This window comes from Nocardioides sp. Root682 (genome assembly GCF_001427795.1).
Lineage (GTDB): Bacteria > Actinomycetota > Actinomycetes > Propionibacteriales > Nocardioidaceae > Nocardioides.
The window spans coordinates 382,678-396,612 of sequence record NZ_LMHJ01000002.1; the positions used below are offsets into that span (position 1 = coordinate 382,678).

A 13,935-nucleotide genomic window follows, 5' to 3' on the forward strand; every position below is an offset into this window, starting at 1 on the left:
TTATGACTATAACACGGACGGGGAAGGGTTCGCTGTCGACACTAGGCTGCGGCCGTGTCCGACGAGCGCCTGAACACTGCCGCGATGTCTGCGGCCTATGAGCGCGAGCTCGCGGCGGACCGGCCCGACGACCGGCGCAGGCAGGGCGCGTTCTACACCCCGCCCGAGCTGGTGTCGTGGGTCCTCGACCACGCCCTCCCGGCGCAGGGCACCGTCCTCGACCCGGCCTGCGGGACCGGCCACTTCCTGGTCGCCGCGGCCCGCCGGCTCGGCGTGCGTGCGGTCCACGGTTCCGATCTCGACCCCGAAGCCGTCCGGATCGCCCGCGAGCGGCTGCACGCCGAGGACCCGTCCGTCCCCCTCGAGGAGATCGCGCGACAGGTGCTCGTCGCTGACGGCCTCACCGCCTGGGAGGGCCGCACCTTCGACGCGGTCGTCGGCAATCCGCCGTTCCTCGGCCAGCTCCGGACCAGCACCTCCGGCCAGTCCGGCGAGCACCGCCGCGCGCTCGGTGCCTACACCGACACCAGCGCCGTCTTCCTGCACCGCTCGCTCGACCTGGTCGCCGACGGCGGCGTCGTCGCGCTCGTGCAACCGCTGTCCGTGCTGGCTGTTCGCGACGCGGGCGCCGTGCGGTCTGCAGTTGCCGCTCGCGGGGCCGTCACCGACTTCTGGTGCTCGAACCGGCCCGTGTTCGACGGGACGCCGGTGCTGACCTGCGTGCCGGTGGTGCGGGTGGGCGCCCCGTCGTCGCTCGCACCCGACGACTGGGGCAGCCTCGCGGCGTCGTACTTCGGGATTCCCGCGGTCTCCCTGTCCGGCGGTGGCGGCACGGTCGGCGACCTCGCCACCTGCACGGCCGACTTCCGTGACCAGTACTACGGCCTGCAGCCCTTCGTCCGCGACAACCGGGGCGGCCTTCGCGACGGTGACGCCCGCCTGGTCACCAGCGGCCTGATCGACCCCGCCGAGCTGCGCTGGGGCACGACCACCACCCGCTTCGCGCGCCAGCAGTACGACGCCCCGTCGGTCGATCTCGAGGCCCTCCGCGCCGACGGCAGGCTGGCCTCGTGGGCCGACGCCCGTCTGGTGCCCAAGCTGCTGGTGGCCGGGCAGGGGCGGGTGATCGAGGCCGTTGCGGACGCGGAGGGCATCTGGTTGCCATCGGTGCCCGTCGTCACGGTCGCTCCTCATGACCCGGCTGACCTGTGGCGGTTGCTGGCGCTGACCCTGGCGCCACCGGTCGTCGCGCACGCCGCTGCGCGGTATCTCGGGACCGGCCTCTCACCGGGGTCGGTGAAAGTGAGTGCCCGGCAGGTGGCAGCGCTTCCGTTGCCGGTCGACAGGGGGCGTTGGGACGAGGGGGCGGTGCTGGCCCAGCGCGCCCAACGGGCAGGCGACAACCGGCCCGAGGTCCTGGCCGAGCTGGCCCGGGTGATGACCGATGCCTACGACGGGTCCGACGAGGCCCTGGCCTGGTGGCTGGCGCGGGCTATTCGACGTTGAGGCCGATGCTTGCCGCGAGCAGGGGTGCGATCATCACGAGCTGGTCATGGCTGACCGTCGCGCCGCGCAGGTCGGTGAGGCCGTCGATCGATCCGAGCGTGGCGCCGCGCAGGTCGACGTCCTGCAGCTTCGCCTGGCGGACGTTGAGGCTGCCCACCCGGGTGTTCTCGAACCGGACGCGGCGGGCGGTCGCGCTGATCAGGTCCAGCTCGTCGATGGTGCAGTCGGTGAAGGCGATGTCCATGAGCTCGGCGCCGCGCAGGTTGACGAAGCTGAGCTTGCAGCCGACGAAGTGCACCGACTTCCACTGGGCCTCGTAGGCCTCGAGCGACCCGATGCGGCCGTTGACCTTCACGTCCCGCCACTGGCTGCGGGCGGCGCGGACGACCGGGAGGTTGACCCGTTCGAGCTCGACCTCGTGCAGGCGGGCGCCCTTGAGGCCGGTCTCGTCGGCGCTGACGTCCTCGAACCGTGACATCGAGACGAGAGCGCCGGCGAGGTCCAGGCGGGCGACCCGGAGGTCGGCGTACCTGACCGATTCGAGGTCGGCGTCGTGCGTCAGGTCGAGCAGGTCCCCTTCGGTGAGCGAGCCGAGCTTGATGGGGTCGATCTGCGGTGCCAGCACCCGCGTGACTCTAACCAGCACCGCCGATGAATCCTCGGCCACGTCGAGGTCGGAACCGGTATGAGCGAATTCCTTGCGGACGGACTCGAGCTCTTCGCCGGCATCTGCGTGCGGGACTACGACCAGGCGTTGCCCTGGTACGAGGCGCTGTTCGGCATGCCGCCCACCTTCGTCGCCCACCCGACCGAGGGGGTCTGGGAGGTGGCTCCGCATCGCTGGCTGGTCGTGGAGCAGCGCCCCGAGCGTGCGGGCTTCTCCGTGCAGACGCTGTTCGTCGACGACCTCGAGGCGCGGGTGGCCGCGATCGCCTCGCGCGGCATCGAGTCGAGCACGACCGAGACCTACGAGGAGGGCACCCGCAAGGTCATCTACCTCGATCCCGACGGCAACGAGATCGGTTTCGGCGGCAATCCCGCCTGACGCCTCGCGGGCGATAGTCCCTGCCCAAAAGCACCGCGCAGCACCTCATTCCGGTGCTTTTGACCCGGGACTATCGGGCGTCAGCGGCCGTGGAGGCGGCGCGTGAGCGTCGCGGCGGTGGCCACGACGGCAGCGGCCAGCCGCTCCGGATCGGCGCTGCCGACCGGGAAGGTGATCGCGACCCCGGCCACCGGCAGGGCGTTGTGGTCCAGCACCGCAGCGGCGACGGACGCGAGTCCGGCCGTCACCTCGCCGTCCTCGATGGCGTGGCCGCGACGGCGGGTCTCGGCGAGCACGGCCCGCAACGCGGTGGGGGAGCCGGGGCCGACGCCGGTGCGATCGACGAACGCCTCCCGGTCCGGGTAGAGCGCGCGCACCTGGCTGGCGGAGAGGTGGGCCAGGATCGCCCGCCCGCTGGCCGTCAGGTGGGACGGCAGCCGGACGCCCACGTCGGTGACCAGTGAAGGCCGACCGGGTGCGCGTTCCTCGAGGACGTAGAGCACGTCGCGCCCGTGCGGCACCGCGAGGTGCGCGCTGTGACCGGTCCGGTCGACGAGCGCGACGAGCGGACGCCGCGCGATCCGTTGCAGCGGCGCCTGCCGGATGTAGCCGCTGCCCACCTCGAACGCCGCGACCCCGAGCCCGTAGCGGCGCTCGTCGGCGAGGTGCACCACGAAGCCCTCGGCCGCCATCGCCTGGAGGAGGTGGTACGTCGTCGAGCGGGGGATCCCGAGCTCGCGCGCGATCCGGTCGACCGCGACCGGCTCCGGTTGCCCGGCGAGGAACCGCAGCACCCGCAGCGCGCGGGTGGCGGCGGGAACCTGTGGCATGGCAACCCTCCAAGTCTCGGATACGAGACACATCATGGCTGCAACCGCTGGCGGGCGCCAGCAGGGAGGAGTGGAATCGGGACATGCAGACGGTGATGGTGGGTACGGGCGCGGTTTCGTTCGAGGACGTGGTGGCGGTGGCCCGTCACGGCGCGGCGGTGGCGCTGAGCGAGGAGTCGCTCGCGGCGATCGACAAGGCCCGTGCGGTGATCGTGGATCTCGCGGCATCGCCCACGCCGTCGTACGGCGTCTCGACCGGCTTCGGCGCCCTCGCGACCCGCCACATCGCACCCGAGCTGCGCGCCCAGCTCCAGCGTTCGCTGGTGCGCTCGCACGCAGCCGGCAGCGGTCCGGAGGTGGAGCGCGAGGTCGTGCGCGCGTTGATGTTGCTGCGGCTCTCGACGCTCGCCACCGGTCGCACGGGAGTACGACGCGAGACCGCCGAGCTGCTCGCCGGGCTCCTGACCCACGGCATCACGCCGGTGGTCCACGAGTACGGATCGCTCGGCTGCTCGGGCGACCTGGCACCGCTGGCGCACTGTGCGCTGGCGTTGATGGGCGAGGGCCCGGTGCGCAACGCCTACGGTGAGCTCGTCGACGCAGCCGACGCCCTCGCGGCCGCGGGCCTCACCCCGGTCGCCCTGCAGGAGAAGGAAGGACTGGCGCTGATCAACGGCACCGACGGCATGCTCGGCATGCTGGTGCTCGCGATCGACGACCTCACCGACCTGCTCCGCGTCGCCGACATCTCCGCTGCCATGTCGGTCGAGGGCCAGCTCGGTACCGACCGGGTGTTTGCCCCCGAGCTGCAGGCGATCCGCCCGCACCCCGGCCAGGCGCTCTCCGCCGCCAACCTCACCGCACTCCTGCGGGACTCCGGGGTCGTCGCCTCGCACCGCGGCCCCGACTGCAACCGCGTCCAGGACGCCTACTCGTTGCGTTGCTCGCCCCAGGTGCACGGCGCCGCCCGCGACACCGTCGCCCACGCCGCAACGGTCGCCGGTCGCGAGCTGGCCTCGGCGATCGACAACCCTGTCGTCCTGGACGGTCGCGTCGAGAGCAACGGCAACTTCCACGGGGCGCCGGTCGCCTACGTCCTGGACTTCCTCGCGATCGTCGCCGCCGACGTCGCCTCGATCGCGGAGCGTCGTACCGACCGTTTCCTCGACAAGAGCCGCAACCACGGCCTGCCGCCGTTCCTCGCCGACGACCCGGGCGTCGACTCGGGCCTGATGATCGCGCAGTACACGCAGGCCGCGATCGTCTCCGAGCTCAAGCGCCTCGCAGCTCCGGCCTCCGTCGACTCGATCCCGTCGAGCGCCATGCAGGAGGACCACGTCTCCATGGGCTGGTCGTCCGCACGCAAGCTGCGCCGTTCCGTCGACGGGCTCACCCGGGTGCTCGCTGTCGAGCTGATGACGGCTTCGCGTGCCCTCAACCTCCGGGCTCCGCTCGAGCCCAGCCCCGCCACGGGTGCGGTGGTCGCGTTGATGCGCGACCACGGCGTCGGTGGACCCGGCACCGACCGTTTCCTCGCCCCCGAGATCGAATCCGCCTACCAACTCGTCCTGAGCCGCAAGGTCACTGCGGCCGTCGCCGACGTGATCGGAGAGCTCCAGTGAACGACACCAACCCCCGCCTCCCCATCCATGCCGCCACCGGCACCGAGCTGACCGCGAAGTCGTGGCAGACCGAGGCGCCGCTGCGGATGCTGATGAACAACCTCGACCCCGAGAACGCCGAGCGTCCCGAGGACCTCGTCGTGTACGGCGGCACGGGCAAGGCTGCGCGCAACTGGGAGGCGTACGACGCCCTCGTCCGCACCCTGCGCGACCTCGAGGACGACGAGACGATGCTCGTCCAGAGCGGCAAGCCGGTCGGCGTCATGCGCACGCACGAGTGGGCGCCGCGGGTCCTGATCGCCAACTCCAACCTGGTGGGCGACTGGGCCAACTGGGAGGAGTTCCGCCGGCTGGAGGACCTCGGCCTCACGATGTACGGGCAGATGACCGCCGGTTCGTGGATCTACATCGGTACGCAGGGCATCCTGCAGGGCACGTTCGAGACCTTCGCCGCCGTCGCCGACAAGCGCTTCAACGGAACCTTGGCCGGCACGATCACGCTCACCGCCGGCCTCGGCGGCATGGGCGGCGCCCAGCCCCTCGCCGTCACCATGAACGACGGGGTGGCGATCTGCATCGAGTGCGACGACGCGCGGATCAAGCGGCGCATCGAGCACCGCTACCTCGACGTCCAGGCGTCCTCGCTCGAAGAAGCGGTCGCCCTGGCGATCGAGGCGCGCGATGCCCGCAAGCCCCTGTCCATCGGGGTCCTCGGCAACGCCGCCGAACTGGTGCCACTGCTGCTGGAGCAGAAGGCGCCGATCGACATCGTCACCGACCAGACGTCCGCCCACGACCCGCTCTTCTACCTCCCTGCCGGCACCGCGTTCGAGGACTGGGAGGCCGAGCGGACAGCAGACCCGGTGGGCTTCACGAAGCGGGCGCAGGAGTCCATGGCCACCCACGTGCGGGCGATGGTGGAGTTCCAGGACGCCGGCGCCGAGGTCTTCGACTATGGCAACTCGATCCGCGACGAAGCCCGCAAGGGCGGCTACGACCGCGCCTTCGAGTTCCCCGGCTTCGTGCCGGCGTACATCCGTCCGCTGTTCTGCGAGGGCAAGGGCCCGTTCCGTTGGGCCGCGCTGTCCGGCGACCCGGCTGACATCGCCGCCACGGACAAGGCGATCCTCGAGCTGTTCCCCGACAACGCCCGCCTCCACAAGTGGATCACCATGGCGTCCGAGCGGGTGGCGTTCCAGGGCCTGCCCGCCCGTATCTGCTGGCTCGGGTACGGCGAACGCCACCTCGCCGGTCTGAAGTTCAACGAGATGGTCGCTTCCGGTGAGCTCAAGGCGCCGGTCGTGATCGGCCGCGACCACCTGGACTGCGGGTCGGTCGCGTCGCCGTACCGCGAGACCGAGGCGATGCTCGACGGCTCCGACGCCATCGCTGACTGGGCCCTGCTCAACGCGCTGGTCAACACCGCATCGGGTGCGTCCTGGGTGTCGATCCACCACGGTGGCGGGGTCGGCATGGGACGCTCGATCCATGCGGGCCAGGTCTGTGTCGCCGACGGCACCGAGCTCGCCGCGCAGAAGATCGAGCGTGTCCTCACGAACGACCCGGGGATGGGCGTGATCCGCCACGTCGACGCCGGCTACGACCGGGCGGTCGAGGTCGCTGCGGAGCGGGACGTGAGGATTCCGATGCAGGATGGCTGACTTCGAGCAGATGTGGACCGACCTCGCACCGGTCGGCCGCTCGACCACCTCCGGCGGCTACTTCAGGCAGCCCTGGGAGTCCGCCGAGCTCGAGCTTCGCGCGTGGTTCCGCGAGGCAGCGAAGGCGCGGGACCTCGAGATCGAGGAGGACCCGTTCGGCAACCTCGTCGCCTGGTGGCATCCCACAAGTTCGTCGAGTGGCCCGCGAGGTACGAGCGGGCGTATCGAGACGCCCGGGCGCATTCTCACCGGCTCCCACCTCGACTCCGTCCTCGACGGCGGCGCGTTCGACGGCCCCCTCGGTGTCGTGTCCGCGTTCGCTGCCGTCGACCTGATGCGCGAGCGCGGGGTCGTACCGTCCCGTCCGCTCGGTGTCGCTGCCTTCGTCGAGGAGGAGGGTTCCCGTTTCGGCCGGGCCTGCCTCGGCTCCCGGCTGGCCGTGGGTGCGGCGTCCTGGGACGACGCGCGGGAACTGACCGACCGCGACGGCGTACGCCTCGGCGACGTGATCGAGGGCGGTACCTCCACCCTCCTCGCGGGTGTCGACACCTACGTCGAGCTGCACGTGGAGCAGGGCCGTGCCCTGATCGACCACGACGCCGCGGTCGGCGTGGCCAGCGGGATCTGGCCGCACGGCCGTTGGCGGTACGACGTCGCGGGTCGTGCCGACCATGCCGGCACCACGCGCATGGAGGACCGGGCGGACCCGATGCTGACGTTCGCGATGACCGCGCTGGCCGCCAACAAGCAGGCGCGGCTGTCCGGACAGCGCGCGACGTTCGGCCGGATCGAGGTACGCCCCAACGGTACGAACGCCGTGCCCTCGCACGTCACCGCCTGGCTGGATGCGCGGGCCGAGACCAGCCCGGCGCTGGCCACGCTGACCGCCGCCATCGAACGGCAGGCGTCCGAGCGGGCCGAGCGTGACGGCACGCAGGTCGCGGTGACCCGGGAGTCGATCAGCGGCGAGGTCGTCTTCGACGTGGCGCTGCGGGACCTGGTCGGTGCCGGCGTACCCGTGCTCCCGACGCAGGCCGGCCACGACGCCGGCGTCCTCCAGGACGCCGGCATCCGCTCCGCGATGCTGTTCGTCCGCAACCCCTCCGGGGTCTCGCACTCGCCGGACGAGACGGCGGAAACGGCGGACTGTCTCGCCGGCGTGACCGCGCTCGCCGACGCGCTGACGGGACTCGTGACGTGAGCGTGCTGACGGTCCCCGCGATGGCGAACGCCCACTCCCACGCCTTCCACCGCGCCCTGCGCGGCCGGACGCAGCAGGGCACGGGGAGCTTCTGGACGTGGCGCGAGCAGATGTACGAGCTCGCCGGCCGGCTCACGCCTGACCTGTACTTCGACCTCGCGCGGGCGACCTACGCCGAGATGCTCGCGGGCGGCATCGGCGCGGTGGGGGAGTTCCACTACCTGCACCACCAGCCCGACGGGACGCCGTACGACGACCCCAACGAGATGGGCCGCGCGCTGCTCGCCGCGGCCGACGACGTCGGCATCCGGATCCGGCTGCTCGACACGTGCTACCTGACGGCCGGGATCGGCCAGCCGCCGGAGGGCGTGCAGCGACGGTTCACCGATGGCTCGGCCGAGGCCTGGGCCGAGCGGGTGGCCGCGTTCGACGACGACCGGGTGGGCGCGGCGATCCACAGCGTCCGTGCCGTGCCCCGGGACCAGATGAGCAAGGTGGCGGGCTGGGCATCCGCGGGCGGGCGCCCCCTGCACGCGCACCTGTCCGAGCAGCCCGCCGAGAACGACGCCTGCCGGACGGCGTACGGGATGACTCCGACGGAGGTGCTCGCCGACGCGGGGGTGCTCGGACCGCGGACGACACTGGTCCACGCCACCCACCTGACCGACTCCGACGTGCGCACCATCGGTGACTCGGGCTCGATGGTCTGCATGTGCCCGACCACCGAGCGCGACCTCGCCGACGGCCTCGGTCGCGCTGGCGAGCTGCGCGCCGCTGGTGCCCGGATCTGTCTCGGGTCCGACAGCCACGCGGTCGTGGACCTGTTCGAGGAGATGCGCGGCGTCGAGATGCACGACCGCCTGCGTACCGGCATCCGCGGCCACTGGTCGGCGCAGGCACTGCTCGACTGCGCCACGATCAACGGCCACGCGTCGCTCGGGATCGCCGATGCCGGCACCGTGACCCTCGACCCCACCAGCCCACGTACGGCGGGGACCGGCTCGGACGGTCACACCGCCGTCTTCGCAGCGACGTCCGCCGACGTCACGGAGGTGGTGATCGACGGCCGCGTCGTCTTCGACGGCGACCACGCGCGCGTCGGCCGCGACCTGGCCTCCGCCATCGACAAGGTCTGGTCATGAACTCACCCCAGATGAGCACCCTGGTCACGAACATCGGCGAGCTCGTCACCAACGACCCGGCCGCCGCGGACCTGCTCGGCCTGCGCAGTGACGCGGCCCTGGTCATCGAGGACGGACTGGTCGCGTGGGTGGGGGAAGCCTCGGACGCCCCCGCCGCCGACGAGGTCGTCGACGCAGCCGGAGCCGCCGTGATCCCGGGGTTCGTCGACAGCCACAGCCACCTCGTCTTCGCCGGCGACCGGGCACCCGAGTTCCGGGCCCGGATGGCCGGGGAGTCGTACGCCGCCGGGGGGATCCGCACCACCGTCGCGGCCACGCGCGCCGCCTCGGACGCCGTCCTCGAGGCCGGTGTCGCGCGCCTGGTGGCCGAGATGCGCAGGCAGGGCACCACGACCGTCGAGATCAAGTCCGGCTACGGGCTCACGGTCGACGACGAGGCCCGCTCGCTCCGGATCGCACAGGGCTTCACCCCCGAGACCACCTTCCTCGGCGCCCACGTCGTGCCTCCGGAGTACGCCGACGACGTGGCCGGCTACGTCGCGCTGGTCATCGGGCCGATGCTCGCCGCCGCGGCGCCGTACGCCCGCTGGATCGACGTGTTCTGCGAGCGCGGTGCCTTCGACGCCGATCAGGCCCGGACGATCCTGGCCGCGGGCGCGGCAGCAGGACTCCGCGGACGGCTGCACGCCAACCAGCTCGGCCCCGGGCCGGGTGTCCAGCTCGCTGCCGAGCTCGGCCTGGCGGCGGTCGACCACTGCACTTTCCTCACCGACGACGACGTCCACGCCCTGCGGGACTCGGGAACGGTCGCGACGCTGCTGCCGGGAGTGGAGTTCAGCACCCGCCAGCCGTATCCGGACGCTCGCGCGCTCGTCGATGCGGGTGTCACGGTGGCGCTGGCCAGTGACTGCAACCCGGGGTCGTCGTACACGAGCTCGCTGCCGTTCTGCATCGCCGTTGCCGTCCGCGACATGGGCCTCACCCCCGCCGAGGCGGTGTGGGCTGCGACCGCCGGTGGTGCGGCTGCGCTCGGGCGCACCGACGTCGGGGCGCTGGTGCCGGGCGCTCGCGCCGACCTGGTCCTCCTCGACGCCCCGAGCCACGTCCACCTGGCCTACCGCCCGGGCGTCCCGCTGGTCGCGCGAACGTGGGTCTCGTAGGGTCGGACCATGAGTCGCAAGCGCGGAACCTGGCTGACGATCGGCGGCGTGTTCCTCGTCGTCGTGGTGGTCGGTGCGCTGGTGTTCCAGCCGTGGCTGCTGTTCATCGACGACGAGGTCGACGACGGTGACGACGCCAGCGAGGTCGTCGGCACGGCCAGCGCGGGCATCGACGACACCACCGTCCCGGAGGCCACCGGCACCACGAAGACGCGGGTCTTGCTGGCGTCGGGCAGCTTCATCGACGCAGAGCACGGCACCTCCGGCGAAGCCACGATCTACCGCCGCAGCGACGGCAGCCGGTTCGTGCTGCTCGACGGACTCGACACCTCCAACGGTCCTGACCTGCACGTGTGGATCACCGACCAGGAGAGCGGCGGCGGCTGTGACGGCTGCGTCGGCTCCTGGAGCAACTACGACGACGGCGACTACGTGAAGCTCGGTGAGCTGAAGGGCAACAAGGGCAGCTCGCGCTACGAGATCCCGTCCGACGCCGACCTCGCGGGCATGAAGTCCGTGGTGATCTGGTGCGACAAGTTCAACGTCGCGTTCGGCACCGCCGCCATCGCCTGACCTGAGTTGACTGGGGCAGACTCACACCCGTGCAACACCTGCGGATCACCTCGCCCCGCGACCTCACGGCCGACATCGTCGCGACGCTGCGGGACGACCCCGCCGTCAGCGGCCTCACCTGCATCGAGGGCGCCGCGCTGGTGCCCGAGGGCGACCTGATCGAGGCAGACGTCGCCCGGGAGGCCACCAACGACATCGTCGACGCCCTGCGCGCGCTCGGCGTCCAGCACGAGGGCTCGATCCACGTCCAGCCGGTCACGACGTGGACCTCGCAGCGGGGCTTCGACGCGGAGCGTCGTACGCCCGGGTCGTCAGCGGACGCGGTGGTCTGGGCCGAGGTCACCCAGCGTGCCTACGAGGAGTCCGAGCTCAACTGGACCTACGTCACCTTCATGACCCTGGCGACGCTGATCGCGAGCATCGCCATCGTGCTCGACTCCCAGATCCTCGTGATCGGCGCGATGGTGCTCGGCCCGGAGTTCATCCCGATCGCCGCCCTGGGCCTTGCCCTCGTACGACGACGCCCGGCCCTGTTCGGCTTCGCGGCCCGCTCGCTGGTGATCGGCTTCCTCGTGGCGATCGGCATCGTCACCCTCGCGGCCCTGGCGGCCCGGGGACTCGGCTGGGTCACCGTCGACGACGTCACGGCGCCACGCCCGGCGACGGCGTTCATCTACACGCCGGACAAGTGGTCGTTCATCGTCGCGGTCGTGGCTGCAGCGGCCGGCGCGCTCTCGCTGACGTCCGCGAAGGTCGGCGGTCTCTCGGGCGTCTTCATCTCGGTGACCACGGTCCCGGCGGCGGGCAATGTCGCGCTGGGACTGGCGTTCGGTGTCCCGGACGAGATCTGGGGGAGTGCGCTGCAGCTGGTGGTCAACATCGCGGGCATGGCCGTCGCCGGCTGGCTGGCACTGGCGGTCCAGCAGTCGGTGTGGACCCGGATGTCGGCGCGCCGGGTGCGGCTCGCGCGGCGCTGGCGCCACGAGGCCTGACGCTGGCAGTCCCTCGACGGAGGATGACCGGATATCGCTCGCGGGTGGGCGCGTCCGGCCACGAGGATGAGCGCATGACGACCGCACAGGTGCCCGAGCCCGACACCAAGGACTGGACGTGGGTGCTCGACCAGCCCTGCGCCGAGTGCGGCTTCGTCGCCGCGGACGTCGGCCGGTCGACGATGGGCGCGATGATCCGCGAGAACGCCGCGTACTGGGCGGACGCGCTGGCCGACCCGCGTGCCCGGCAGCGTCCGGCGCCCACGGTCTGGTCGCCGACCGAGTACGCGTGCCACGTCCGTGACGTGCACCGCGTCTTCGCCGGGCGACTCGAGCAGATGCTCACGGACGACGACCCCGTCTTCGCCAACTGGGACCAGGACGAGTCCGCCGTCGCGGACCGCTACGACCTGCAGGATCCCGCGGACGTCGTACCGGATCTCCTGGCGGCGGCTGGTGCGACGTCCGTCCTCTACGACTCCGTGGCCAGCGACGCGTGGGACCGTCCTGGACGTCGCAGCAACGGGAGCGTGTTCACCGTCGACACCATCGGGCGGTATCACCTCCACGACGTGATCCATCACCGATGGGACGTCCGCTGGCTCGACCAGCGATGATGCACGGGTGCGGCACACGGAGTTCTGGAAGCGGATGGAGCACCACCTCGGTTCGGGGTATGCGTACGTCTGGGCGGACCAGTTCGTGATGGCCAGCCTCGGTGGCCGCACGGTGCGCGAGGCCATCGACGCGGGCGACCAGCCCAAGCAGGTGTGGCGCGCGGTCTGGGCACAGCTCGAGCTGCCGGCGTCCGAACGGTGACCGCCGAAGCCCCTGTGTTGTCGGTGGTCGCCGCGCAGCGTCGTACCGTCCGCGTCCTGGTGCTGACCCAGGCCGTCGGTGCCGTGGGCATCACCATCGGCATCGCCACTGCGTCCCTGCTCGCCAGCGACCTGTCCGGCTCCGAGGCACAGTCCGGCCTCGCCCAGACCGCACAGGTCCTCGGCGCTGCCGTGATCTCGTTCCTGCTGGCGCCGCTGATGGCCCGCCGCGGGCGACGCACCGGCCTGATGACCGGCTACCTCGTCGGCGCCTGCGGGGGAGTGCTCGCCGTCGTCGCCGGTGTCGTCGGGTCGATGCTGGTCCTGCTCGTCGGAGCCGTCCTCCTCGGCGCCGGTACGGCGGCCAACAGTGCCGCCCGCTACGCCGCCACCGACCTCGCGACCGATGAGACCCGGGCCCGCTCGCTGTCGCTCGTCGTGTGGGCGACCACCATCGGTGCGGTGGCCGGACCGAACCTCACCGGTCCCGCCGGCGCGTTCGCCGATGCCGTCGACATCCCGGAGCTGACCGGACCGTTCGCGCTCGGCGCGATGGGAATGCTGCTGGCTGCCGTCGTCGTCGGCCTGCTCCTCCGTCCTGACCCGCTCCTGCTCGCCCAGCAGCTCGAAGGTGAGGCCGACGTTGCCGCCGGCCGCGCTCCACGGGTCGCGGGTGGCCGTTCCTCGTGGGCGCGTGCGACGGCGGCCATCGGTGACCGTCCGATCCTCGGCTACGCGATCGCCGCCCTGGCCCTGGCCCACGCCACGATGGTCGGGGTCATGGTGATGACGCCCCTGCACATGAAGCACGGCGGCTCGGACCTCGAGGTCATCGGCATCGTGATCAGTGTCCACGTGCTCGGCATGTTCGCGTTCTCGCCGCTGGTGGGGATGCTGGCCGACCGCGTCGGCCGGCCGCCGGTGCTCGGTGCTGGGGGAGTGACGCTGCTGGCGGCGCTGCTCCTGTGCGCCTCCGCGCCCACCGGGATGTCCTGGCAGGTGACCGCCGGGCTCTTCCTGCTCGGCGTCGGCTGGTCGCTGGTGATGGTGTCCGCGTCCACGCTGGTGGCCGAGCACGCACCGATCGAGGCGCGTACCGACGTGCAGGGCACCTCGGACCTGGTGATGGGCCTGACCGCGGCCGTCGCCGGCGCGCTGGCGGGCGTCATCGTCGACCTGGCCGACTATCCGGCGCTGGCGCTCGCGAGCCTGGTGCTGGTCGTCGGAGTGCTCGGCGCATCGGCCCGCGCAGCCCTGGAGACGACACGCCGGACCGCCTGAACCACTTCGAACACCTGTTCGTCTAGGTTGTGTGTCACTGGACGACTGGCCTGACCGCCAACCGTCCACAGGTACGACGCACAGGCGTGTTTGTCCACACCCAC

At 71.7% G+C, this 13,935-nt stretch carries 14 protein-coding genes; 12 read left to right on the forward strand and 2 right to left on the reverse strand.

Features of this window, described 5'->3' with window-relative positions; translation table 11 throughout:
- Positions 1 to 54: 54 nt before the first annotated feature.
- Positions 55 to 1,506: an N-6 DNA methylase gene (locus ASD84_RS14065; protein WP_056711566.1), complete on the forward strand. Its 1,452-nt coding sequence runs from the start codon at positions 55 to 57 to the stop codon at positions 1,504 to 1,506.
- Here the strand turns inward: ASD84_RS14065 and ASD84_RS14070 are convergent.
- Positions 1,493 to 2,131, reverse strand: coding sequence for a pentapeptide repeat-containing protein (locus ASD84_RS14070; RefSeq protein WP_056711569.1), 639 nt, complete (start codon positions 2,129 to 2,131; stop codon positions 1,493 to 1,495). The two genes, ASD84_RS14065 and ASD84_RS14070, sit on opposite strands and share 14 nt — an antisense overlap.
- Before the next feature lie 60 nt (positions 2,132 to 2,191).
- Between ASD84_RS14070 and ASD84_RS14075 the strand changes: the two genes are divergently transcribed.
- The gene (locus ASD84_RS14075; RefSeq protein ID WP_056711571.1) at positions 2,192 to 2,551 is read left to right on the forward strand and encodes a VOC family protein; all 360 of its coding nucleotides are present in this window, start codon (positions 2,192 to 2,194) and stop codon (positions 2,549 to 2,551) included.
- Between the two features lie 80 nt (positions 2,552 to 2,631).
- On the opposite strand, the gene ASD84_RS14080 is transcribed toward ASD84_RS14075, so the two are convergent.
- Positions 2,632 to 3,381, reverse strand: coding sequence for an IclR family transcriptional regulator (locus ASD84_RS14080; RefSeq protein ID WP_056711573.1), 750 nt, complete (start codon positions 3,379 to 3,381; stop codon positions 2,632 to 2,634).
- 83 nt (positions 3,382 to 3,464) lie between these two features.
- On the opposite strand from ASD84_RS14080, the gene hutH reads away from it, so the two are divergent.
- The 10 genes from hutH to ASD84_RS14130 all read left to right on the forward strand — a co-directional run bounded on the left by hutH (position 3,465) and on the right by ASD84_RS14130 (position 13,831).
- Positions 3,465 to 5,003 (forward strand): histidine ammonia-lyase, encoded by a 1,539-nt coding sequence (gene hutH, locus ASD84_RS14085; protein WP_056711575.1) that lies wholly within the window; start codon positions 3,465 to 3,467, stop codon positions 5,001 to 5,003.
- The gene (gene hutU / locus ASD84_RS14090; RefSeq protein WP_056711577.1) at positions 5,000 to 6,664 is read left to right on the forward strand and encodes a urocanate hydratase; all 1,665 of its coding nucleotides are present in this window, start codon (positions 5,000 to 5,002) and stop codon (positions 6,662 to 6,664) included. The genes hutH and hutU overlap by 4 nt, the downstream gene beginning before the upstream one ends.
- A complete protein-coding gene (locus ASD84_RS14095; RefSeq protein WP_235531116.1) occupies positions 6,657 to 7,865 on the forward strand; it encodes an allantoate amidohydrolase in 1,209 nt (402 codons plus the stop codon). Before hutU ends, ASD84_RS14095 begins: the two co-directional genes overlap by 8 nt.
- On the forward strand, positions 7,862 to 9,007 hold the full coding sequence (locus tag ASD84_RS14100; RefSeq protein ID WP_056711579.1) for a formimidoylglutamate deiminase: 1,146 nt from the start codon (positions 7,862 to 7,864) through the stop codon (positions 9,005 to 9,007). Before ASD84_RS14095 ends, ASD84_RS14100 begins: the two co-directional genes overlap by 4 nt.
- 11 nt (positions 9,008 to 9,018) lie before the next feature.
- A complete protein-coding gene (gene hutI, locus ASD84_RS14105; protein WP_056712235.1) occupies positions 9,019 to 10,167 on the forward strand; it encodes an imidazolonepropionase in 1,149 nt (382 codons plus the stop codon).
- Between the two features lie 9 nt (positions 10,168 to 10,176).
- Positions 10,177 to 10,740: a DM13 domain-containing protein gene (locus tag ASD84_RS14110; protein ID WP_056711580.1), complete on the forward strand. Its 564-nt coding sequence runs from the start codon at positions 10,177 to 10,179 to the stop codon at positions 10,738 to 10,740.
- Between the two features lie 29 nt (positions 10,741 to 10,769).
- Positions 10,770 to 11,732, forward strand: coding sequence for a DUF389 domain-containing protein (locus ASD84_RS14115; RefSeq protein WP_056711582.1), 963 nt, complete (start codon positions 10,770 to 10,772; stop codon positions 11,730 to 11,732).
- A 74-nt stretch (positions 11,733 to 11,806) separates the two neighbouring features.
- Positions 11,807 to 12,349, forward strand: a complete 543-nt coding sequence (locus ASD84_RS14120; protein ID WP_056712237.1) for a DinB family protein — start codon at positions 11,807 to 11,809, stop codon at positions 12,347 to 12,349.
- Between the two features lie 7 nt (positions 12,350 to 12,356).
- Entirely contained in the window at positions 12,357 to 12,551 is a 195-nt protein-coding gene (locus tag ASD84_RS14125) for a DUF3046 domain-containing protein (protein ID WP_056711584.1), read from the forward strand.
- Positions 12,548 to 13,831 (forward strand): MFS transporter, encoded by a 1,284-nt coding sequence (locus ASD84_RS14130; protein ID WP_056711586.1) that lies wholly within the window; start codon positions 12,548 to 12,550, stop codon positions 13,829 to 13,831. Before ASD84_RS14125 ends, ASD84_RS14130 begins: the two co-directional genes overlap by 4 nt.
- Positions 13,832 to 13,935: the final 104 nt, after the last annotated feature.